The sequence below is a fragment of the Paenibacillus brasilensis genome (genome assembly GCF_009363115.1).
Classification (GTDB): Bacteria; Bacillota; Bacilli; order Paenibacillales; family Paenibacillaceae; genus Paenibacillus; species Paenibacillus brasilensis.
Genome location: NZ_CP045298.1, coordinates 5,200,322 through 5,221,998 on the forward strand (window position 1 = coordinate 5,200,322; position 21,677 = coordinate 5,221,998).

The 21,677-nt window shown below is 46.1% G+C and carries 19 protein-coding genes and 2 pseudogenes; 4 read left to right on the forward strand and 17 right to left on the reverse strand.

Annotation, left to right across the window (positions count from 1 at the left end):
- Nucleotides 1-134: 134 nt before the first annotated feature.
- On the reverse strand, nucleotides 135-1,085 hold the full coding sequence (locus GCU48_RS24580) for a tyrosine-type recombinase/integrase (RefSeq protein WP_152381771.1): 951 nt from the start codon (nucleotides 1,083-1,085) through the stop codon (nucleotides 135-137).
- Between the two features lie 297 nt (nucleotides 1,086-1,382).
- Between GCU48_RS24580 and GCU48_RS24585 the strand changes: the two genes are divergently transcribed.
- The gene (locus GCU48_RS24585; protein ID WP_152381772.1) at nucleotides 1,383-1,727 is read left to right on the forward strand and encodes a hypothetical protein; all 345 of its coding nucleotides are present in this window, start codon (nucleotides 1,383-1,385) and stop codon (nucleotides 1,725-1,727) included.
- Between the two features lie 85 nt (nucleotides 1,728-1,812).
- Here GCU48_RS24585 and GCU48_RS29435 read toward each other — a convergent pair whose 3' ends face one another.
- From GCU48_RS29435 to GCU48_RS24625, 8 genes are all read right to left on the reverse strand, one after another.
- Complete coding sequence (locus GCU48_RS29435; RefSeq protein WP_370881001.1) at nucleotides 1,813-2,436, reverse strand: iron chelate uptake ABC transporter family permease subunit; 624 nt, start codon at nucleotides 2,434-2,436, stop codon at nucleotides 1,813-1,815.
- Nucleotides 2,437-2,459: 23 nt separating this feature from the next.
- Complete coding sequence (locus GCU48_RS29440; RefSeq protein ID WP_152381773.1) at nucleotides 2,460-2,795, reverse strand: ABC transporter substrate-binding protein; 336 nt, start codon at nucleotides 2,793-2,795, stop codon at nucleotides 2,460-2,462.
- 231 nt (nucleotides 2,796-3,026) lie between these two features.
- Nucleotides 3,027-3,947: a ribose ABC transporter substrate-binding protein RbsB gene (gene rbsB, locus GCU48_RS24600; protein ID WP_152381774.1), complete on the reverse strand. Its 921-nt coding sequence runs from the start codon at nucleotides 3,945-3,947 to the stop codon at nucleotides 3,027-3,029.
- Between the two features lie 33 nt (nucleotides 3,948-3,980).
- Nucleotides 3,981-4,949, reverse strand: a complete 969-nt coding sequence (rbsC, locus tag GCU48_RS24605) for a ribose ABC transporter permease RbsC (protein ID WP_152381775.1) — start codon at nucleotides 4,947-4,949, stop codon at nucleotides 3,981-3,983.
- A 1-nt stretch (nucleotide 4,950) separates the two neighbouring features.
- Nucleotides 4,951-6,432 carry a sugar ABC transporter ATP-binding protein gene (locus tag GCU48_RS24610; RefSeq protein WP_152381776.1) on the reverse strand — a complete coding sequence of 494 codons (1,482 nt, stop codon included), beginning with the start codon at nucleotides 6,430-6,432 and terminating at the stop codon, nucleotides 4,951-4,953.
- A gap of 38 nt (nucleotides 6,433-6,470) precedes the next feature.
- Entirely contained in the window at nucleotides 6,471-6,902 is a 432-nt protein-coding gene (gene rbsD, locus GCU48_RS24615) for a D-ribose pyranase (RefSeq protein ID WP_152381777.1), read from the reverse strand.
- Between the two features lies 1 nt (nucleotide 6,903).
- Nucleotides 6,904-7,782 (reverse strand): ribokinase, encoded by an 879-nt coding sequence (gene rbsK / locus GCU48_RS24620; RefSeq protein WP_152381778.1) that lies wholly within the window; start codon nucleotides 7,780-7,782, stop codon nucleotides 6,904-6,906.
- Entirely contained in the window at nucleotides 7,775-8,803 is a 1,029-nt protein-coding gene (locus GCU48_RS24625) for a LacI family DNA-binding transcriptional regulator (RefSeq protein ID WP_152381779.1), read from the reverse strand. Before GCU48_RS24625 ends, rbsK begins: the two co-directional genes overlap by 8 nt.
- Nucleotides 8,804-9,008: 205 nt before the next feature.
- Here GCU48_RS24625 and GCU48_RS24630 point away from each other — a divergent pair, with 205 nt between their 5' ends.
- Entirely contained in the window at nucleotides 9,009-9,734 is a 726-nt protein-coding gene (locus tag GCU48_RS24630) for a DsbA family oxidoreductase (RefSeq protein WP_152381780.1), read from the forward strand.
- A 59-nt stretch (nucleotides 9,735-9,793) separates the two neighbouring features.
- On the opposite strand, the gene GCU48_RS24635 is transcribed toward GCU48_RS24630, so the two are convergent.
- A complete protein-coding gene (locus tag GCU48_RS24635; RefSeq protein ID WP_152381781.1) occupies nucleotides 9,794-10,582 on the reverse strand; it encodes an SDR family oxidoreductase in 789 nt (262 codons plus the stop codon).
- Nucleotides 10,583-10,808: 226 nt separating this feature from the next.
- Nucleotides 10,809-11,747, reverse strand: coding sequence for a copper amine oxidase N-terminal domain-containing protein (locus tag GCU48_RS24640; RefSeq protein ID WP_152381782.1), 939 nt, complete (start codon nucleotides 11,745-11,747; stop codon nucleotides 10,809-10,811).
- 251 nt (nucleotides 11,748-11,998) lie between these two features.
- On the opposite strand from GCU48_RS24640, the gene GCU48_RS24645 reads away from it, so the two are divergent.
- On the forward strand, nucleotides 11,999-12,916 hold the full coding sequence (locus GCU48_RS24645; RefSeq protein WP_152381783.1) for an AEC family transporter: 918 nt from the start codon (nucleotides 11,999-12,001) through the stop codon (nucleotides 12,914-12,916).
- Between the two features lie 359 nt (nucleotides 12,917-13,275).
- Here the strand turns inward: GCU48_RS24645 and GCU48_RS24650 are convergent.
- The 3 genes and pseudogenes from GCU48_RS24650 to GCU48_RS24660 all read right to left on the reverse strand — a co-directional run bounded on the left by GCU48_RS24650 (nucleotide 13,276) and on the right by GCU48_RS24660 (nucleotide 17,741).
- Nucleotides 13,276-16,346: pseudogene (locus tag GCU48_RS24650) on the reverse strand (X2-like carbohydrate binding domain-containing protein).
- Between the two features lie 356 nt (nucleotides 16,347-16,702).
- Nucleotides 16,703-16,882, reverse strand: a pseudogene (locus GCU48_RS24655) (M20/M25/M40 family metallo-hydrolase); the annotation flags it as partial.
- Nucleotides 16,883-17,231: 349 nt separating this feature from the next.
- Nucleotides 17,232-17,741, reverse strand: coding sequence for a GNAT family N-acetyltransferase (locus tag GCU48_RS24660; protein WP_025719325.1), 510 nt, complete (start codon nucleotides 17,739-17,741; stop codon nucleotides 17,232-17,234).
- 114 nt (nucleotides 17,742-17,855) lie between these two features.
- On the opposite strand from GCU48_RS24660, the gene xerS reads away from it, so the two are divergent.
- Nucleotides 17,856-18,956 (forward strand): tyrosine recombinase XerS, encoded by a 1,101-nt coding sequence (gene xerS / locus GCU48_RS24665; protein ID WP_025719326.1) that lies wholly within the window; start codon nucleotides 17,856-17,858, stop codon nucleotides 18,954-18,956.
- Nucleotides 18,957-18,990: 34 nt separating this feature from the next.
- On the opposite strand, the gene mobB is transcribed toward xerS, so the two are convergent.
- The 3 genes from mobB to GCU48_RS24680 all read right to left on the reverse strand — a co-directional run bounded on the left by mobB (nucleotide 18,991) and on the right by GCU48_RS24680 (nucleotide 21,674).
- Nucleotides 18,991-19,509, reverse strand: coding sequence for a molybdopterin-guanine dinucleotide biosynthesis protein B (gene mobB / locus GCU48_RS24670; protein ID WP_152381784.1), 519 nt, complete (start codon nucleotides 19,507-19,509; stop codon nucleotides 18,991-18,993).
- Nucleotides 19,506-20,783: a molybdopterin molybdotransferase MoeA gene (locus tag GCU48_RS24675; protein WP_152381785.1), complete on the reverse strand. Its 1,278-nt coding sequence runs from the start codon at nucleotides 20,781-20,783 to the stop codon at nucleotides 19,506-19,508. Before GCU48_RS24675 ends, mobB begins: the two co-directional genes overlap by 4 nt.
- Nucleotides 20,784-20,918: 135 nt before the next feature.
- A complete protein-coding gene (locus tag GCU48_RS24680) occupies nucleotides 20,919-21,674 on the reverse strand; it encodes a DUF4247 domain-containing protein (protein ID WP_152381786.1) in 756 nt (251 codons plus the stop codon).
- Nucleotides 21,675-21,677: the final 3 nt, after the last annotated feature.

Below are 21,677 nucleotides of genomic sequence, written 5' to 3' on the forward strand. Positions count from 1 at the left end.
ATCATTGTGTCTGTTCATGTGCAATATAAAAGAACCTGGTAAAACTGTCCAGGTTCTTTTTTTGATCTTCCACTACCTCGAATGGCTATGTCAGTATGTGCTTCATCACATGCACTCATGGTATATACTTACAACTATGCTGTTGGTATCTGAATATCCAGCTTATCCATCGCCTTTTCCTTCTCCCGATCCGTGACATGCGTATATACAGTCGTCGTCTGAATGGATGAGTGCCCTAACAACTCCTGCACCGTACGTAGATCGGCCCCCTTACGCAAAAGCATTGTCGCAAACGTATGCCGCAGTTTATGGCTGGAGTAGGCTACCCGACCCTGTGCACCTTTATCCTGTTGGAATCGCTCGAACGTTTCTGTTGCGATCTGCTGGATAGAGCGCACTGCCAGTCGGCGGCCTTTTTGCGATACGAACATAGCATCCTCCTTCCCTCTCCACGGCGTTAATCTTTCCTCCAATGCACGGTCTAAAATATCACATACAGCCTCCGGCACTGGAAGCGTACGCCACTTCCGTCCTTTTCCGAACACATCCAAAGTACGTCGTTCCCGGCTATAATCAGAGATATTCAATGAGTGAACCTCCCCTACCCGCAATCCCATATATACCATGAGCAGAAAAATAGCCATATTCCGATTAGCATATTTTCCTTCCACTGCAAGTAAAAATGGCCTGATTTCATTTTCATCCAGGTATACGGGCATTCGATTTTTTACTGTCTTTGCTTTTTTAATTCCCGATGCCGGATTTGTACTGCATAATTCAAACTCCTGCAGTGCTTTGAAAAAGCTGCTCACCGCTGCATGCTTGCGATTCCGGGTACTATCCCCAGCTCCTCCCTCCCGAGCTTTGGACAGATAGGACATAACGTGAATCTTTTTCACCTGATCGAGTGGTTTATCCCGCAACGTGCGTAAAAACTGCTTTACATCCCCCATATAATTTTTTTGCGTATGTATTGTATATCCCGCATCCTTCATCCAAATCAAAAAGGCTTCCAACTCCTCAGCATAAACTTCATCCGTTTCATCTACCGTGACCGACTCCATATGACGCAGCTCTTTTCTCACACCAGTGGCCTCCTTTTCCATTCATATTCTGAAATATGCTGTAAAACGTTCAATTTTGTCTGCTTTTTATCGACAATTCAATCGACATCTTATGCAACTAGGAGATGTAAAGTCGTTTTAAACCTAAACTGCGTATAATTTATATTATACGCAGTTATTTTGGGCACTTTTTAAGTATAAATAAAACCCTATAGCCTTGTCTAGCGCTCCATTCAAAACTCTTTTTCATCAAATAAAAAAAATAACCTAAGCGTCTGTTATCACCAGCATTAGGAAGCATATCTAAGAACCCATGGGGTGAGTAGCCGTTGGCACGACAAGGGTGATGAGATAAAGCATTTTGCTGTCTTGCTCCGTTTTCCCTTGATCATCCAGCACGATATACTTAAAGAAGTCGAAAGCCAAGCTTATTTACAGCCTATGCTCATTCCAATGATATGGGTTTATCATGACAAAGGGAGTGTTCATCTATTTATGAGTACCGAAATGCTGGAACGTCGAAGTGAAATTCTAAAACGTAACATCCATCAGTTGCTGGTTCAGGAAAATCAACACGGCGTGACACGTCAAGAAAATTACACGTTGCACAAAATGATCAGAGAGCTGCATCAAACCTCTCATGCCTTGAACACTTCCCGTTGAGATGCAAGACTACTAAGGCACAAATGGAAAATAACCTTCAACTCCACTTTTCTTAGTGGTGTTGAAGGTTATTTGTTTCACAATGCTATCCCTTGGAGCGGCCCCGCAAATATAGGAAGTAGGGCGCACCAATAATGGCCACGATCAAGCCTGTCGGAATTTCTTTCTGCAAAGGTAAGGAGCGTGTGATCGTATCTGCTACGAGCACCAAGAGCGCTCCGGCTAAAGCACACGTTACCAGCAGCATTTTATGCTTTGGCCCTACCAGCTTTCTCGCCAAATGCGGAGCAACCAAACCAACAAAACCGATACCACCGCTAACTGACACACTGGAACTGGCCAGTCCAACTGCAGCAGCCAGGAGAAGGATACGCTCCCTTTCGATAGGGGTACCTAACCCGGATGCAGTCTGATCTCTCAGGTTAAGCACATTCATTACATTTGTCATGTAAATTGTAACTGTTTCATTTTTCTTAAATTTCCCAGCCAGCTTCTTTCGTCCTTCTTCAGCCTTTTTGTCGAGGCTAGCGATCCACTGCTCGGCTTCCTTATCCTTACCCAGCACGGCTGCAACATCTCGCAGTTGCTTAAATACATCCCCGTTTCCAAAAGAAACGACCACAGTTGGAGCAATCTTTTCCAGCTGCTCTTTTACTTCCGGTGTGGTATCTTCTGTTGCTATGATCAGGTCCGGTTGTAGCTCCAGCACCTTTTCAACATTGGTTGGGCTCCCTATATCAGCAATGCCGTCAATTTTCCTTTTAAATACTCACCTTCTAACAGATGAGAACCAACGCCTACTGGTTTGACACCCAGAGCCAGCATAGCATCCAAATATTGTGTCGTGACTACTCGCTGCGGATTTACAGGAATACTCATCTTATTGCCAGCAGCATCTGTATATTCACGCATAGCAACCGTTTTCGATTGCTCGGAAGAATCATTAGTACCTGTCTCTTTGTTCGTCTGAGTGTTGTTACCTGCGTTCCCGCATGCGCCCAAGGCTAGCGTCAAAAGTACGATCAGACAAATCGTAACTCCCAATTTCGATCTGTTATTTTGCTGCACGATATACCCTCCTTAAATATATAATGATAGTGATTCTCATTATCACATAACTGTTATTCTATCTTTTACCGACTCTTCTTACAATATAAATTTTAGAGTCCAGCCTGACACAATTGAAAAGGTGATCACTTCATGAAAAACAAGCGCAAATCCGGTTCTTACACATAAAAAGGACTGATGCGCATGTTTGCATCAGTCCGAAGCCTTAATTATGTTGAGCATACACCCGTTTTATTTCGATTGATCCACTAACTCCAGCTTGGCGGGAATTGATTTTTTCACGGTTTTCCCTTGGAGCACATCCTTGGCTGCCTGAACAGCCAATTGTCCAATTAGCTCGGGTTGCTGAGCTACTGTGGCTGTCAGCTTGCCCTCCTTAATAGATTTAAGAGCATCCTCGTTACCGTCAAAGCCGATGACAGGAATCTTCTTACCTGAACTTTGGATTGCTTCGATCGCCCCTAGCGCCATTTCATCATTATGGGCAAATACGGCTTGAACATCCGGGTTGCCTTGCAGCAGATTTTCCATTACATTCAAGCCTTTCGTCCGGTCAAAATCGGCCGACTGCTTGGCAATAACCTTCAATTCCTTGTCCGCTACTTCGTGGAAGCCTTTCCCCCGTTCACGTGTAGCCGATGCGCCTGGTACGCCTTCCAGCTCAATGACCTTGGCACCTTTCCCGACTTGATCAATCACGTATCTAGCTGCCATCCGTCCTCCCTCAACATTGTCGGAGGCAACGAGCGCTTTCACATCTCCTTTGTCAGCAGAACGATCCAGCGTAATAACAGGAATGTTCAAAGCATTTGCAGATTGTACCACGGTAGAGATTGCCGACGAATCTGTCGGATTAATGAGCAAGGCGTTTACGCCCTGCTGAATCAGATCGTCCACGTCATTGCTTTGTTTTGCTGAATCATTTTGTGCATCGACGACAATAACCTGCAATCCTTGTTTTTTAGCTTCTGCGACGACTCCGTCTTTGAGAGATACAAAGAATGGATTATTCAGCGTTGAGATCGACAAGCCGATTTTAATGTCCTTTAAGCTAGCCGCCGCTTTCGGTTTCGCCCATTCGGGCGGTTCCAGAGAACAGCCTGTCATAAGCAGGAGCAGCAAGGCTGTCACGAGTAATGTAAGCTTTTTCATAGTTGTGGTCTCCTTTTATGCAGATTTGGTGTATTATGCGGATTTCTTACGGTCAATCAATACAGCAATGGCGATTACGATCCCTTTTACCACCATTTGATAAAAGGAGTTTACCCCTAGCAAATTCAAGCCATTATTTAACGTACCGATAATAAGCACACCAATCAACGTACCTACGATGCGCCCCCGTCCTCCTGACAGGCTTGTTCCACCCAAAACGACGGCTGCAATGGCATCCAGTTCATAAGAAGTACCTGCTGTCGGTTGCGCCGAGTTCAAACGTGAGGTCAGAATAGCACCCGCCAAAGCGGACAGCATTCCAGCGAGAGAGTAAATCCAAATTTTTACGCGCGGTACTTTAATACCAGATACGATGGAGGCTTTCTCATTTCCCCCGATGGCGTACGTTTTACGTCCAAACGGCGTTTTATGCAAAATGATCCAGAGGACTACAAAAGTAATAAGCATCGTAATCGCTGGAACTGGAATACCAAACTGATAGCCACGACCAAACAATTGAAATACCAGACTGTCTCCGAGTCCTGTAATGGGATTCCCGTCTGTATAGACCAGTGTCAATCCTCTGAAAATGGTCATGGTTGCAAGTGTAGCGATGAACGGAGCCATTTTACCCTTAGTGATCATCAAGCCATTGACCATCCCCATCACACCACCCAATGCACAGCCAATGATAATTGCCAGAATGGGATCAAACCCGGCCAGCATCATATTGGCGACAAATGCGCTGGACAGTGCTAATATGGAGCCGACTGACAAATCAATTCCACCTGTGAGAATAACGAAGGTCATACCAAATGCAATCAGCGCATTAATGGACACCTGGCGTAACAAATTCAAAATATTAAGCGGTTCCAAAAAGCTGGGATTCAACACAGAGACGATGATCACCAAAATAATCAGTCCCAACAACGGACCAAGCTTTTGCGTGATTTGTGACATCGCAAAGCCTTTGCTGCCTTTTGCTTCATTCATAGTTGTCATATTACTGTCCTCCTGTAGCTAGCGTCATAATGTTTTCTTGTGTGGCCTCTTCCCTGCTTAGCTCCCCGCTGATCTTTCCCTCATGCACCACGACAATACGGTCGCTCATGCCGAGTACCTCGGGGAGCTCTGAGGATACCATGATAATGGCAACTCCGCGTTCAGTCAGCTCGTTCATCAACTGGTAAATTTCCCGTTTGGCTCCCACATCCACACCTCGCGTTGGTTCATCGAGGATGAGAACGTTGGGTCCAATGCCTACCCATTTGGCGATAACTACCTTTTGCTGATTCCCACCTGACAGGCTGCGGACAGGCGTTTCGCCCGATTGGGTTTTAATTTGTAAACGCTTAATTAATGTGTTAACAAAATCCAGTTCTTTTTTGCCTGAGATCAATCCTTTTGATGTAAAGCTGAACAGATTAGGCAGCACCATGTTTTCCCGGATCGAAAAATCCAGCACCAAGCCCTCATCTTTACGGTCTTCTGTAATAAAGCCAATTCCCAGCTTCACAGCGTCATCCGGCTTGCGGATAGACACCTTTTTTCCACGTACATGTATCTCGCCACTGTCCAAAGCATCCAGTCCAAAAAGTGCCCGCATGATCTCGGTCCGTCCCGAGCCCATCAAACCTGAGAAACCTACAATTTCACCCGATCTTACCGAAAAATTCACATTTTCAAATAGACCTTTATGCGACGCGTTTTTAACCTCCAGTACCACTTCCCCTAAAGCAGGTATTCTTGTCGGGTAACGTTCGGTCAGTTCTCTTCCGACCATTTTACGTACAACCTCATCAAAATTTGTGTCGGGAATGACTTGGGTATCCACTGTTTTACCGTCACGCATGACGGTAATCCGGTCGCAGATCGCAAATATTTCCTCCATCCGGTGTGATATATACACAATCGAAACGCCTTCCTTTTTCAAGGAAGTAATAACCTCGAACAGCTTTTGAATTTCCCGTTCGGTTAACGCAGCCGTAGGCTCATCCATCACGATCACTTTTGCATCCGTCATCAATGCTTTGGCTATTTCAATCATTTGCTGTTGACCTACGGAGCAGTCGCCTGCCTCACCATTCAAAGGAAGATTTACCGCAAGCTTAGCGAATTGCTCGTTTGCTAACGCTTTCATTTTAGTGCTGTCCAGTAATCCCCACTTGGATGTCATTTCCTTGCCAATAAACAAATTTTCCAGCACCGTCATTTCCGGCCACACATTCAATTCCTGGTGAATAAAAGCAATTCCCTTTTGCTCGGCCTCCTTAGGGCTCGCAAAGTACGTTTCCTGACCGTCGATCACGATCGTTCCATCATCACGCCGATGCAATCCGATTAAAATATTCATCAGCGTTGATTTACCTGCGCCATTTTCACCCATGAGGGCATGTACTTCTCCTTCACGGAGATCAAAATCTACACCACTCAGCACCTGATTGGTTCCAAAGGCTTTGTAAATTCCCTTCATTTGAATCTGCATGCTGCACCCTCCTTCTTATTCAAAAAATAACTTTTTCATCAAAAGTAAACCCCAGCCTGCAAAATACAATTGGCATACGGCTTGGCTTCACCTGTACGAATGACCGCCTTGGCATGCCGGGTCAACTCCTTGAATTGTTCATGCGAACAAAACTCAATGACGCCAGCCTGCTCTGTAACCTGCGAATTTCCCGGCTTCTCCCCTGCAAAGGTGCGTGTAATATACTGTAGTGCCTGTTCATTTCCTTGTTTGATTTCTTCAGCCAACATCACCTTTTCGATCACCATATCTGCAGCGATGACATCTACTACGTCCTGAAAGGAGGGAACCCCTAGTTTAAGGGCCAAATCAATTTTGGTAACGCCTTCAGGAACAGGTAGACCGGCATCGGCCACGACAATATAGTCCATGTGGCCGAGATCCGACAGTACTTTCGATATATGACTGTTCAGGATTCCATGTTTTTTCATATTATAATTGCTCCTCCACTTCACGGCGGGTCGGCATGCCACCCTGGGCCCCAAATTTGGTAACGGACAATGAGGCAGCACGATTAGCGAACTTCACACTATCTGCCAGCGATTTCCCATCAGCCAGCGCCACAGCAAATGCAGCGTTAAATGTATCTCCAGCACCAGTTGTATCCACAGCTTCTACTTTATAAGTAGGAACCACAACCTCCTGTTCACCGTCGAAGAACCGCACGCCATTACTGCCCTCCGTAACAAACAGCTTGTGCGGATATTTGCGCAAGGCCTCTTGAAGACTCATATTCTTGAACATGATAGCAGCTTCATGCTCATTCGGCGTAATGTATGTCGCATTCTCAATCACGCTTTTTTCCACTTCACGAGCCGGAGCAGGATTGAGCAAGAACGGTATTTGGTACTTTGCACAAATTTCGCTTACATAAACAACCGTTTCCGCCGGTATTTCCTGTTGAATCAACACGATATCAGAGCTTCGGATGGCATCGAGCGCTTCTTCCACATAGGCGGGTGTCACTTCATTATTCGCTGCTTTTACCACGACAATACTGTTATCGCCCTCAGCCAGCACAATATGTGCTGTGCCGCTTTCCATATGTGTAACCGGTTTCACATAGCCGATACGAACATGATTTTCTTCAAAGTTGCGTAAAATCTGTTGTCCAAAATGGTCATCCCCTACACGTCCAATCATCGTGACATCTGCTCCGAGCCGGGCTGCGGCTACCGCCTGATTGGCGCCTTTGCCTCCAGGCACGGTTGTAAAGCTTTCGCCCAATACAGTTTCCCCTGCACCGGGGCGCTTGGTTGAAGTAACTACAAGATCCATTGAACTGCTTCCGATAACCGAAATTTTAGCCATGATAATCCACCTTTCTTGTCGTTTCCCGTTCAATAAATTTGACGGGCAACTGTATGCTTGAATGAGTAAGTATCTTCGAATGAAGATTCGGTGTGCTTGACTTCGTTGCTTGCGATTGCTCAATCAGTTGAATCAGCAGACCTGCTGCTTCCCAGCCCATTTCATAGGCAGGCTGACGGATCGTTGACAAAGGCGGGAATAACAAGCTGCTTAATGGTATATCATCAAACCCGATAATTTGAACATCATCCGGGATTTTCTTTCCTAATCGATGTGCCTCATGTATTACCGCTGTAGCTACAATATCGTTACTGGCAATAACTCCATCCGTATCCGGGTGCTTTCTGAACAGCTCTTTGGCCCATGACTCCGCATCTTTAAACGAAAAGGACGTTGTTTCGACGACATGATAAGTAATGTTCGATTGCTGAAGCTCTTCAACCGCCCCGCGAAAACGATCCTGCGCTGGACGAATATGTGTGGGGCCCTGCAAGACTGTAATTTGTTTGCTGCCACGGGCAACCATTTCCTGAGCTGCCAATCGACCGCCATAGGCTCCATCCGCATATACGGAGAGGCTGTCACTGGAAGTCCGATCGAGAAAAACGACAGGAATTTTCAGCTTGGCATAGCAGTCGGCGTCTGGATCATTGGTAGATGAAATGACTCCAACAACATTATTTTGCGTAAACGTGTCCATGTAGTCCAGTTCTTTTTGGCGATCTTCATCGCTGTTGCCAAAAATAATTCGAAAATCATTTTCCTGCATTCGATCCTCCACCCCGCGAGCCAGCAAGGGAAAGTAAGGATTCGTAATGTCCGGCAAAAGCAGACCAATTAATCTGGATTTCTTTTTATACAAAGAACGAGCGACCTCGTTGGGTTTGTAATTCAGCTGCTTGACAGCCGCCTCAACCTTCCGGCGTGTGTCCTCATGCACATATCCTGTTTCATTAATAACTCTGGATACGGTCGCTACCGAAACACCTGCATAGCTGGCGACCTGTTTAATTGTTGTCATAATGTAGTTTCAACTCCAATGTGTAACCGGTTACAGATATAAAATATCACAGCATTTATTTTTTTACAAGCATTATTTATTTGCACATTAAACGCAGTGGGCTTATAATCCATATTGTAACCGAATAAGTTTCATCTTTGATACACATTGTAAAAGTGAGCTGACCCATTTCCGCTTACTCAATAAAACATGGAGGCTTTTCCTTATGAATATTGAAGTTTGGTCTGATTTTATGTGCCCGTTCTGTTATATCGGCAAACGCCGTTTGGAACAAGTGCTACAGCAATTTCCACACCGTGATGAGGTGAAGTTGACGTTTAAGAGCTTTGAGCTAAATCCTGATGCTGTAAAAGATAGTGGTAAAACGATTAATGAAGAGCTGTCTGCTAAATATGGCGTCAGTCTGCAAGAAGCACAAGCGATGAATGACCGGATGAATGAAAATGCACGCTCTGCAGGTTTGGAATACAACATTCACGCGATGGTGCCGACCAATTCTCTTGATGCTCACCGTTTGACACATTGGGCTCAAACACAGGGCAAAATGCTGGAGCTAAGCGAACGTTTATTCCAAGCTGTCTTTATAGAAGGCCAGCATACCGGCGACCATGAAGTGCTGGCGGCATTGGCTGCCGAGGTTGGTTTGGATCAGAAAGAAGCCGCTGTTATATTGGCCAGTGACCGCTTTACGGACGAAGTTAGAGCCGATGAATCCGAAGGCGCTGAGTTGGGCGTTCGGGGTGTACCGTTCTTTGTGTTTGATCGGAAATTTGCAGTTTCGGGCGCTCAGCCGGATGAAGTGTTCCATGATGCTCTGCAAAAAGCATGGGACGAACGCTCTCCGTTTACCATGGTAAGCGCAAGCTCCTCCGAACATGATGCTGGCGGTGTTTGTACTGACGACGGTTGTGAAATTCCTCGCCAGAAATAAAGCTTCAAAAAAAGCGTGCCTAACAGCCGATGAACTTCGCTGCTGGCACGCTTCTTTATTTATAACGATTTAATCATTCCGCCGTCAACAAGAATGGTACTCCCTGTCAAATAGGATGAAGCTGTCGACGCCAGAAAAGCAACGACTTTACCAAACTCCTCGGGCTCCCCATATCGTCCCAGCGGAATGCCCTCTTCTGCTTTTTGGCGAACCTGATCCGCTGTCTGCCGGGTTTTCTCTGCCCGAAGCTCGTCCAGGCTGCGAACGCGATCCGTTGCAATTCTCCCCGGTGCTACAGTATGTACCAGAATATTGTAAGGAGCTAATTCCATAGACAATGTCTTCGCCAGTCCAGCAACTCCAGTACGCAGCGTATTCGAGATAATCAGGCCAGGAATCGGCTGCTTCACCGAAGAAGAGGCAATATTTAAAATTCTGCCGCTTTGCTGTTTTTTCATATATGGCAGAGCCTCGCGAATCAACCGGATATGACTAAGTAAATTTTGCTCAAAGGCCTGCAGCCAAACTTCATCCGTAAAGTCATCAAAGGTTCCCGCAGGAGGCCCGCCCGCATTGTTAACCAAAATATCGACGGTACCATACAATTCCACTGTGCGCTGGATGGCTTTAGAAATATGATCTGGTTTCGTTACATCACAAACTACATATTCAACACGTCCACTCGCCGTTGCCTGTAATTCTGCCTGTGTCTGCTGAAGCTCTGCTTCGTTCCGTCCCGAAATCATGACATTCGCTCCTTCACGCGCCAGCTCCCGTGCGCTTGCCTTGCCAAGCCCTTTACTGGAGCCTGCGACAAAGGCAGCCTTTCCCGCTAAACCTAAATCCATCTATACCACTCCCTTTTTCTGTCATCTCTATTTAATTGTACACATGCCGGGCAAGTAATGCGAGTATCCTTTCCTTACGAGCACCAAAATGCTATGATGCCGAACTACTTTCTCACGTAGTGGGAATGACGAAATCAATTCTTGATTCCAAGGTCAAATGGAAAAGGCTCTGACGATTTAGTCAAGAGCCTTTTCGCTTTTACAAAAACTTGTTGTTCACAGCACATTAAGGTGTTGATGTAGGCGTTGATAATGTTGGCTGCTCGTATACAACCACGGACTGGCTCTCAGGCTCCCATTTCACATTTGTCCCTAAGGCCTCACCGATTACCCTTACAGGCACCATTGTCGTCCCGTCCACGATGGATGCCGGCTGCTCGATTGAATACGGCTGATCATTAATATATGCTTTGGCACTGTTAACAAATAATTTGACGGATACGCCGTTACGAGTTACAGTAACCGCCTTTTCCTTTGGATCCCAGGAGACCTTCGCATCCAGGGCTTCGGAGGCTGTTCTAAACGGAACAAGTGTGGTACCATTGCGATTAATCGGTTTGATATCGTATTCTTCACCGTTCACAAACAGCTTCATACCCGACTTCCGTCCAGCCTTCTTCGCGAATTCGCCCAGCTTTTTGTAGCTGTCCAGATTGGACACATCAGCTAGTACCGCCTCCTCCTGCATGTAAACGGCATCCGTTACATTTCCGTTTTCAGCCAGCAAATCTGCTGCAGCAACCTGCTCCTGTGTCAATCGGTCCGGGTATTTTGTAAGCAGCAGGTTCGCAATAACTGCGCCTGCCGGTTTGTCCTTCTTATTTTCTACCGCATTAAGCAGACCCTTGTATCCGTTGTGTCCCTTGTGACCGTTATGGCCTTTAGACTCCCCGTATGTGTCATACGTTACTGCAGTTACTGTAGCAAGTGCAGTTTCACCCTTTTTGCCAGCTGTTTCGTCCTTCCGTTTCCTGAATTGATCATTGTCTGAATCATGCGGTTTGATTGCCTTTTCCGTACTCTTTTCATTCTCGTCTTTAAAGGACATCTTTGCTTCCCGTTTTCTCTCTTGATCATTTCCGCGTCCTGGCTTGGCCGCAGCGGTTCCCGCTGTCAATCCCAAGACCAATATACACGCTAATAAGGCTGTCCAAGTGTTTCTCATGATGCGATTCCTCCTTATAGTAAGACCGGGCTCAAATGTCCCTAGGTGTATTAACGGCTTCTATAAGCTGATTTTTTATCTATTCTTTAACTCATGTGTGAAACACCGTTAGAGCTGCAGTTCTGATTGCAAATCCACTATAAAATTTTTTATTATACGTCTAACCTAATTCCGAAGTATAATGAATCATACACATGCATTTTTATGAGTTAGCCTTTATATTCGCATCATAGAAAGAAGATGAAACAGACATGTTCGGCACCATTCTTTTGGAAGTTGTTTTACCTATTTTTGTACTCATTGGCTTGGGGTGTATCATGCAATATTATTTTCGACTGGATTTGTACACCTTAGCTAAAATCAATTTTTACTATATCACCCCTGCGGTAGTGTTTACAGGCCTCTATAACTCAGAAATATCCTTAATGCTAATGGGTGAGGTTTCGCTTTTTTATGCCTTATACATAGCTATTCTGTACGTGATCAGTACAACCATCGCCCGATCTTTGAAATATAACCCCGGGATGCGGGGTGCCTTTACAAACAGCGTTATGCTGGATAATTCGGGGAATTATGGTCTGCCGATTAACCAATTGGTATTCAAAGGTGATCCACTTGCCATTTCCGTTCAAGCTCTGATTATGACCTTTCAAAGCTTTGTTACGTTTACATACGGTACTTTTGTTGTACAAAATGGCAAGGCCAATACGCGAAAGATTTTAATTAATTTTTTAAAAATGCCTGTGCCATACGCGCTTGCGCTGGGCTTGCTGCTGAATGTGTTGCATAGTCCATTGCCCCATTTATTAACTGAGCCCTTGAATTATATCAGCCAGTCGATGGTAGCCGTTGCTCTGCTAACTTTAGGCGCGCAAATTGTGCAATACCCCTTTCGCTTGCGTCGTACAGCCGTGTACATCAGTATGGTATTGCGCCTGATCGCAGGTCCCATAGTCGGGTTCCTGCTTGTATCACTGCTTGGCCTTAAAGGAATTCCGGCTCAGGCGCTGCTCATTGCATCCGGTATGCCTACCGGTGTTAATACAAGTATTCTGGCGGAAGAATATAAAAATGAACCTGATTTTGCCGCACAAACGGTACTACTTTCTACAATTGTAAATGTTATTACGATGACACTGTTAATTTCAGTATCCCGGCATATGGTTTGATAAGATTGTCCATTATAAATGGAGTCGAAAACGCTTCTGCCTAAATGGTAGGAGCATTTTTTCGCAGGGAATCAAAACATATGTTCGGTATGTTTGTCTTTTTCCTGGTCGAAGTGGTTGGTATGTTATAGAGGGATAGTAGGCGAGAAAAAACTGTTTATCTATTTTGAATTTTTCATATAGTGAAATATTTATAAAAATATGCTATTGAAGCGGATTGGTTGCTGCTTTACCTTATCTTTGGTCCGTTTTCTGACGGATTGAGAGTTGTCGATACCACTAAAATAAAGCCAGCTCACTCTTTTAAAAGTGGCTGGCATGTAACGCTCCGATTTCCTTCAATTTTGGGGCTTACGGTTTTAAGGCTCGATCCCCCATTGCTTGCTTCCAGACAAGTAAGCGGTTACCTTAGTGGAATCTTTTAAGCTGTTCGCTGTGGGATCAAATGAATAGTCATCGTTTTGTGTGTAATTGCTCCAATTCATTTTGGATATCCGGGTTTGCACTCCACACTTTGACCGGGCTGTAAAGAACCCGCAGCAGGCTTAAAACCAATTTGTGCGTAAGAATCTGCCCCTGGCTTCGTATTGGATAGCGTTTTAAAGCTGGCAATCACGTTCTCTGTTCCAACACTTGACCAATCCGTAAAGAAATTTTGGCCTTTATCCCCGTCAATGGTGTAGTAATATCGTAGTGTTACGTCTGCAAGGGAAATGGATGAGGTTCCGGTATTGGTTATTTTAAACTTGGAACTGATCGTATTACTTGTTGCAGATATATTTCCATTAAAGACTTGTACCTTCAGAACACCCTCCTCAGTTCCCGGTTCACCGGGCTTATCTCCTTTTACCGTAATTGTGAATACTGCATCGTCGCCTGTACTAAAGTGGAAGTTCAGCGCTGTCTCTCCTTTTGGCAGTTTGGATAAATACTGATTGGTCAGAACGACCGTCTCCCCGCTAAGTGTATAATCCTCACCTTTTTTCAACACCAAGCTTCCCTGCTGGATGGCTTCCAGCGTATTACCGTTAAGTGTAAGTTTGACGGCAATATCGGTATTGTTACTATCCATTCCATAGGTTGCAGCTATCGGTGTAATGCTTGCTTGTCCGGTAGATGGCTGGTCACCGCCTACTCTATCCGCTACCAAAATGCCACAGCCATTCGTTCCCAGATAAGCACGTCCATAAATTCGCGGATCACCAATAATTGTAGTTACACGAGCATATTTGTGCTTGTCATCATTAATACGCACCCAATTTGTCCCTGCATCGTCTGAACGGTAAAATCCGCGTGTACCGTCAATTTTACCAACAATAAATACCGCTTCATTCGCGTGGTTGGGCGCTGCTTTACCAAAGCCTATGGAATCTGCCTCCTGTACATTAGAGAGCTTGGTGAATGTAACACCGGAATCCTTGGAATGCCATAAGCCGTATGGGCCTCCGTCCTCGGAACCTCCAGCGAACCACACCTCTCCTTCTGTTCCTCGTACAGCATCAATGTCCGCATTACCTTCTGTTGGCAAGCCAGTTGCCGCCGATGCGATAAATGATGCACCTCCATTGGTGCTCACATATATTTTTCCAGAAGCAAATGCGTAATATTTGTTAGGATTCACCCGATCAGAGGCGATTTTCGCATTTGCGGGAATGCCCGTGCTTGCTGTCCATGAGTTGCCCCCCGTTTTGGAGTAGAATACACCCTTATCCGATGTACTCCAGAGCAAGCCATTGCCGTCAGCCGCAACCGCGATGCTGCCCCCTCCTGCTGTACCAGACGGCTCACTGTTAGCTTTATACCAATTTGCTCCGCCATCATTGGAAAATCCGATGGATTTGGCATTTGGATCTTTTTTGTAATCCGCTTTGCCCACCCGTGCCATAAAAGCAGGATTCAGCTCGGCATAATCAATGCTTTCGCTGCTTGTAAAGGTCGGATTATCCAGCATTTTAGCTGGAGCCTTGAACAAGTCATCGTGTCTAAAACCGGAAACATCACCTACTGCGCTCACCAAAGGAGCATCGGCTGGAGGACTCACCAGATCCAGGATTGCCGCTTCCTCTATTCCCTTAGCGGCTACCGAAATGTCAAGCTTGCCGCCTTTATCCCAGTTGGTCAGATTTTTAGAGCCGTAGATCGTAGCTCCCGTGCCGTACAGCATATGGTCTGAATTAAATGGATCAATCTCCAGATCACCGATCATCCAGCCCAGTTTCGGAGATACCTCGGGTGGGGCAGGATTGGCATTAAAGGTTAGCCAAGGCGCAGCTGTTATATCCAAATTGTATTTTAGCTTACGAGTCGGATATCCATCGAATTCCCAAATCGGACTCCAGGTTGCTCCGCTGTCGGTACTGCGATAAATTATTGCATCAGGCCACCAGGAATTCAGCGTAGCCACCATAAGCGTACCTGGCTTCTGTGTATCCAATGTCAATCCGCCATAACCGAAATAATTGTCCGCGCTGCTACTGGCAACGGGGCTAATGTTGCTCCATTGCCCACTTGCTGTATTCAGTTTCCACACTTCGCCCTTTGTCCCATCGTATGGCCCTACTCCATCGCTATACGAGATGTACAGATTACCATCCGACGATAACACCCCATGATGCGGCAAATAGCCCATTGGTTGTCCTGCGATAGCAGACTAGGTTGTCCCACCATCTGCACTTCGATAGACACTCTGCTTTTTATCCGCAACACCTGCATAGATCGTCTGTGTTGCTTTACTGTCAGAGCCCGTCTTTTTGTCAAAAGTAATCCAGGCCAAGCCGACAATATCACTCGTATACTCATTTGAAGGGTCCTGCACATACGTTCCCGGATTCGGGAAGCTGCTCACCTTGCTCCAGGTTGCCCCATAATCCGAGCTTTTCCATAATCCATTACCACTACGTGCTCCAAAGAACAGTATATTATTCTTGTTCGGATCAATGACCAGACGTTCACCCATCGAGCGCCCCGGCATGTTGCCTCCTACCTTAAAAGGAAGCTTCGTCGTCTGCCACGTATTGCCCCGGTCGGTAGAACGCATAATTTGCCCGTTTTGTTTATCCCATGAATTCGTATACGTACCTGTAGCTATATATACACGATTTGGATCAACAGGATCGGTGGCCAGTGCATCCACACCATTTTTGTTCCAATCCTCCCAGCCCACAGAATCCGTCAACGGAATCCAACTTTCATTGGCAGCATCCCAGCGGTAAGCCCCCCCGATATCTGTCCGGGCATTGATCAGATTCTTTTCCTTTTCATTAAAAATGATACCAGGTACAAAACCGCCGCCTCCACCCGTAACGACACTTTTCCAAGTGTAATCGTCACTTGGAGCCGCGTGGGTCGGCGCTATCATCCCCGTCCAGGAAGCACTCGCTACGACTAGCGCCAAACATGCATTTCTCAACCTGCTTTTTGCTTTACTCAATGAATTCAACCTCCTTCTTCATTTTCATTTGAATATGCAGGCCATACCAGATGAAAGAAGCTCTCACCTCCAATCATTTGTCGATAAAATATGTCGCGACTTCCATTTATGTTAGCGCTTTCATTTGTGCCTTGCTCAATAGATTCGTCATCTTTTTCCCAGTTCCTTGTGTAAAAAATCAAGATAATGTAATATTAACACCTGCAGCACAGCCTCCACTAAGGATGTAAGCCTCCTTCTGACCGTTATTACTCCTTACTTAACATTATTATGAATTTTTCATATAGTGAATTAATTACTTTATTTCTCCTTCTCTTTAGCTGTCAAAATACTTTGATATATAGCAAAAAACCGCGCAATGCGCGGGCCACTCCCAGAAGGGCAGCCGTATGACCATCATGTCCGCATACATGCATAACACCGGAGACTGTTGATTTATAAGGCGTATCCTTTTCATCCTGAATGGGAAGCGCATCAAAATCGGCACGAAATGCAATCGTTCTACCCGGCTGACTCCCCTCTAAAATGCCAAGTACTGACTCCACCATTGCCCGAGCATGCCGATAATACCAGCACCAGTGAGAGAGTTAGAGCTACCATCTTTGTATATCGACTTGTTCGTTTCACCTGTAAAACACGCTCCAATCTTAGGGTGAATGTTATAAATGCATTGCATTTTTGAGGCCGATGTTCCATTGTCGATAATTCCAATAAGTTATATATAAATTATACAAATAACTGTATACCTGCGTTTTTATAGTGTCAATGCAGGTTCTAATTGGAATGATCTATGGATGGATAGAAGACTTGAATTGACAACAAAAAAGAGTCGACTTGATCATCTCCTCGACTCTTTTTTGTTAATAATATACTATCATGAATTTTTCATGTATTGAAAAACTGACTTATATTCCCCCGTACCGGATGTGTCTGTTCCCTGTACTCCCCGTTTGTATAACGATCTATCACCTTGCGCCAGAAGGATTGTGCCGGTCTATTCGTGCTCATCTGGGTCACCTTCCAACGCCCGGCGAAGCGTCCAAACAGCTCATGAGCTGCCCAAGTTCCAACACCATTATGCCGATAAGGACGAAGCACAAAGAACTCAGCCATATAGTAGTCAGCCTCCCGATTGTTGGACATTCGGTCAACCAGCGCGAAGCCCACAGGGATGTCCTGTCTCCATATTAAAAAAGGCAGCTTCTGTTCACCGCTTGTCCAATATTGATACAAATCCGGATAAGCCGGGAATGTACCCTTCTCAGTAACATCAATTCGAAGATAGGCTGTAAAATCATATAAATAAAATTGCATGAGCTGAACAATAATGTCCTTCTGCGACTCTGGTACACTTTTTATGGATAGCTTAAGTTCGGATTTGATATTATACCCCATACTTTCACCCCTCTTGGCAGTTCCATGCGTTCTTTACTTTGATTACATCCCGTCCAGTGCTGCTCAAAATATGTTAAAATACATATACATTATGACCGGACGAGGTGGAACCCAATGAATATTCAAAAGATCATCGACCGGCGCAAACTGGATGAAAAAATGCCGGAGCTACCATGGTACGTACAGCAATTTATGGATTACAAGCTACCTGACCTATCCCCCTCAACATTGCTGGAATATGTACGGGATTATGAAGCATTTTTTTCATGGCTTCGCTCAGAAGGCTTGTCTGCCGGAGAAACGAACGCCCAAGTTACGCTGGAAGAATTGGAGACGCTTCATATGGACAGTATTACGGGTTTTCGTTTGTTCCTGTCCACTAAGCGTGAAGGCTCCAACTCCCGCATTACAATTTCACGCAAGCTATCATCTCTCCGTTCCCTCTTTCATTATTTAAGCCAGATCGCTGAGGATGAAAATTTTTATCCGTTGCTCAAACGCAACATTATGGCCAAGGTCGAAATCAAGCGCATACATAAACCCAAGGATACAGCCGCCAAGCTCAAGGGAAAAATATTGGAAGAGGAAGAGCTGCTTGAATTTATCGGCTATATTTATGAAGGCTATGGACACGATCTGGCCGGTAACAAGCAGGCACTTTACTCCTATGAGCTGAACAAGGAACGGGATGCCTGTATTGCCAGTCTCATCCTGAACTCGGGTCTGCGCGTGTCCGAAATTGTCAATCTGAACATAGACGATCTGGATCTAAACAATAAATTACTATATGTGTACCGCAAAGGCAATAACGATGAAACGTTTAAAACACCAGTGTATTTCCGCGAGCAATCCAAAGATGATCTCGTACTCTATTTGTCCTTGAGACATACCCGTTATCGCGCTCCGAAAAAAGAAAAAGCTCTCTTTATCGCCCGTCCCAACGGCAGCACGGAGGGCAAACGGATGACCAAAAGAGCGATTCAGGCAATGATCATCAAGTACGCCAAACGGTTCGGCAAGCCTTACCTGACCGTTCACAAGCTTCGCCATTCGTTTGCCACCGACTATTATTTGCAAAATGACATCTACAAAACCAAGGAACAGCTTGGGCACGCTTCGACAGAAACGACTGAAGTCTATGCCCATCTGACCGACAAAACCATGTCTAAAGCGATTGAGCGGCGGTTGGAGCCCCAGACTGAATCATCCGATTGATGTCTCAGCTCCGTTCATCCGGCACATCATCACTTTACTGCTGCATCTGACCGATCAGCCAGCGACCTGCCTGGTCGTTGGCATCGGCAGCAAATATTTGTATCGTTTGATCCGAATAGTGATCTTGAGCCCATTCCATTAGATGCTTCCAAACCGCTACTCCCTGAACATTTGACAGCGTAGCGGCAAGATGGGCATCTGTTGATTCACGTAGCATGACGAGTTTTGGGTAATGTTCCTGTTTAAAGCCTTCAAGCAATACACAGTCATATGCCTGAAAATGCCGGATCAGTCCGCTGACAGGTCGACTCTGCTCTTCTAATATGGCTGTTCTTCCAGCAGAAATAATAGCCACGCCTTCGGCGCCTGCTTGCCTGTGCTTGTATGTATCTGTCCCCTCATGATCCATCTCAAACTCATGTCCATCATGCTTGACCACCGCCACGCGTAATCCAGAATCCCGCAAATAACGAATCAATCCTCCGAGGAAGGTCGTTTTCCCCGTATTTTTGTAACCGACGATCTGACACACATACGGCTGCTTCGTATTCACTTGATCTTTCCGCCTTGAAGTACCAGTACACGCACCTCTTCCCCTGCACGCAAGCCATCTGTTGTTGGAGGAAGCACGATCAGACAGTCGCTGTCCTTAATCGTCACCATGACACTGGATTCATCCGCTCGCGCAGGAATGGCATACACTTGACCGTCGCGTATTTCCAGTGAGCTGCGCACAAATCGGGTAAAATTGTTCACCTTCGTATAATCTGCCCCCAGCAATACCGTCCAGGTTTGTAAATACGGCTGTTCCGAAGACAGCATCATTTGAATGGTAGGCCGCACAAACAGCTCACAGCCTACAAAGCATGCACCGGGATTGCCCGATAGCGCAAATAACAGCTTGCCGTCAATTACAGCGGCTGTTGTCACACTGCCCGGACGCATCGTGACCTTGTTGAACAGCATATCTACATCCTCCTGCCGCACCAGGTCACCCATAATATCATAATCCCCTACCGATACGCCGCCGCTCGTAACGACGATATCATAGGCTGCGATTGCTTCACGTACAGAAGCACGCGCAACATCCAGCTCATCATGAATGGCTTGCAGGATGAAGGGCTCTCCTCCTGCCTCCCTAATTTGAGAGGCCAGCATATATGTATTACTGTTTCGTATTTTTCCCGGTTGTAGCGATTCATCCACCGCAAGCAATTCCGATCCTGTCGAAAAAACGGCCACCCGTGGCTTCCTGTAAACAGGAACCCGATGTACACCAAAGGTAGCCAGAACCGAGATATGTCCCGCTCCCAGGCAGGTTCCTTTACTGAGCAAGAGCTGACCTTCCTGAATCTCATGACCGATCTGTGTTACATTTTTGCCGATCTCCATACGCTTCTTCAAGCCGACGTATGTCTGTCCCTCCTCCTCACGCAGCTGTGTTGCCTCCAGCATGACAACGGTGTCGGCTCCCTCCGGTAATTGCGCTCCCGTCATAATGCGGGCCGCCAATCCCGTTTCTACCCGCTTGTCCGATACGGTGCCGCATGGAATTTCGTCCACTACGCGCAGCCAGATTTCCTGGCCAGATGAACAAACCTCGGTGTCCGAACCAAGGATCGCATAACCGTCCATACCAGAGCGACGAAAACGGGGATACGGATGTGGTGCAGTCAAATTCATCGCTAAATAACGTCCATGTGCCTGCTCCAGCCCTACTTCCTCCCGTTCTCCCTGTTTGACATGGTTAGCTATTATTCTCTGTGCCTCATCCACCTGAACCGCTTTACGCTGGAATTTTCCCGCGTTTAATGTTGTCTGATTCATAACCTCACTCCGTTCTTCTAAAGTTCCCTCTTTCTGTTATAACCCTAAAACCGTTTTCTGGCAAATAGGCTTCCTGATATTAAACAAAAAAACAGCCCGGGATCTTATTCCCGAGCTGTTTGCGTAAAATGACAATCATCGTCGACTTCGTCGGCTGATTTTGCCTGAGCCACTACGTGTTTTAGGCTTGCTGTAGGACTTACGCGGTGAACCAAATATGCCGGAACCGCTGCTGCCCTGATCACGTGAAATCGAGCCTCTGCTTGGTGAACTGCTGCTGGAGCCTCTGTCGAACAAGCTTCCGCCTGATCCGACAGTGGAGTCTGATCCCTTCCCTCGACGAGTAACCGAGCCTTTTCGTTCCACTGTAATTGGGGGAATGGCTTTCTTTTCCTGCACTGTAGGGGCTCGGTATTGCCCCTGAGAAGGCCGATATACATCCCTGCTTGAATAGCCACGGTAAGAACCTGATCCACGCAACGAGTCAAAGAGAGCATCCAGCACAGTTGCGGTTAAGTATCCTTTTAGAAAGCTGGAGCTGTAATTTTGTTCGACATACTGTTTACTGTCGACTTCAATTAGCGTATCTTCCTTCTTGGCTGGGTCTTGCTGCAAATGGTACCATTCATCGTTATATACCAGAAACATCCGCTCATTGCTCTGGGGCGACATTTGCTCCGGTGTACGCTGCTCTTTCAATTCCTCTGCTACTTCTGGAACCGTTTTGCCAGCGGCCCGGTACACGTATGAGGTTGAGTTTCCGCTACCGCTTACCGATTCCAGCGGGTACGTATCTTTCACATTTGGCGCACCGCAGCCGCTTAGCACGGATACAAACAGGCTCAGCGCCACAATGACCTTTAATGCATACTGCCAGGTGCGTTTGCTCATGTG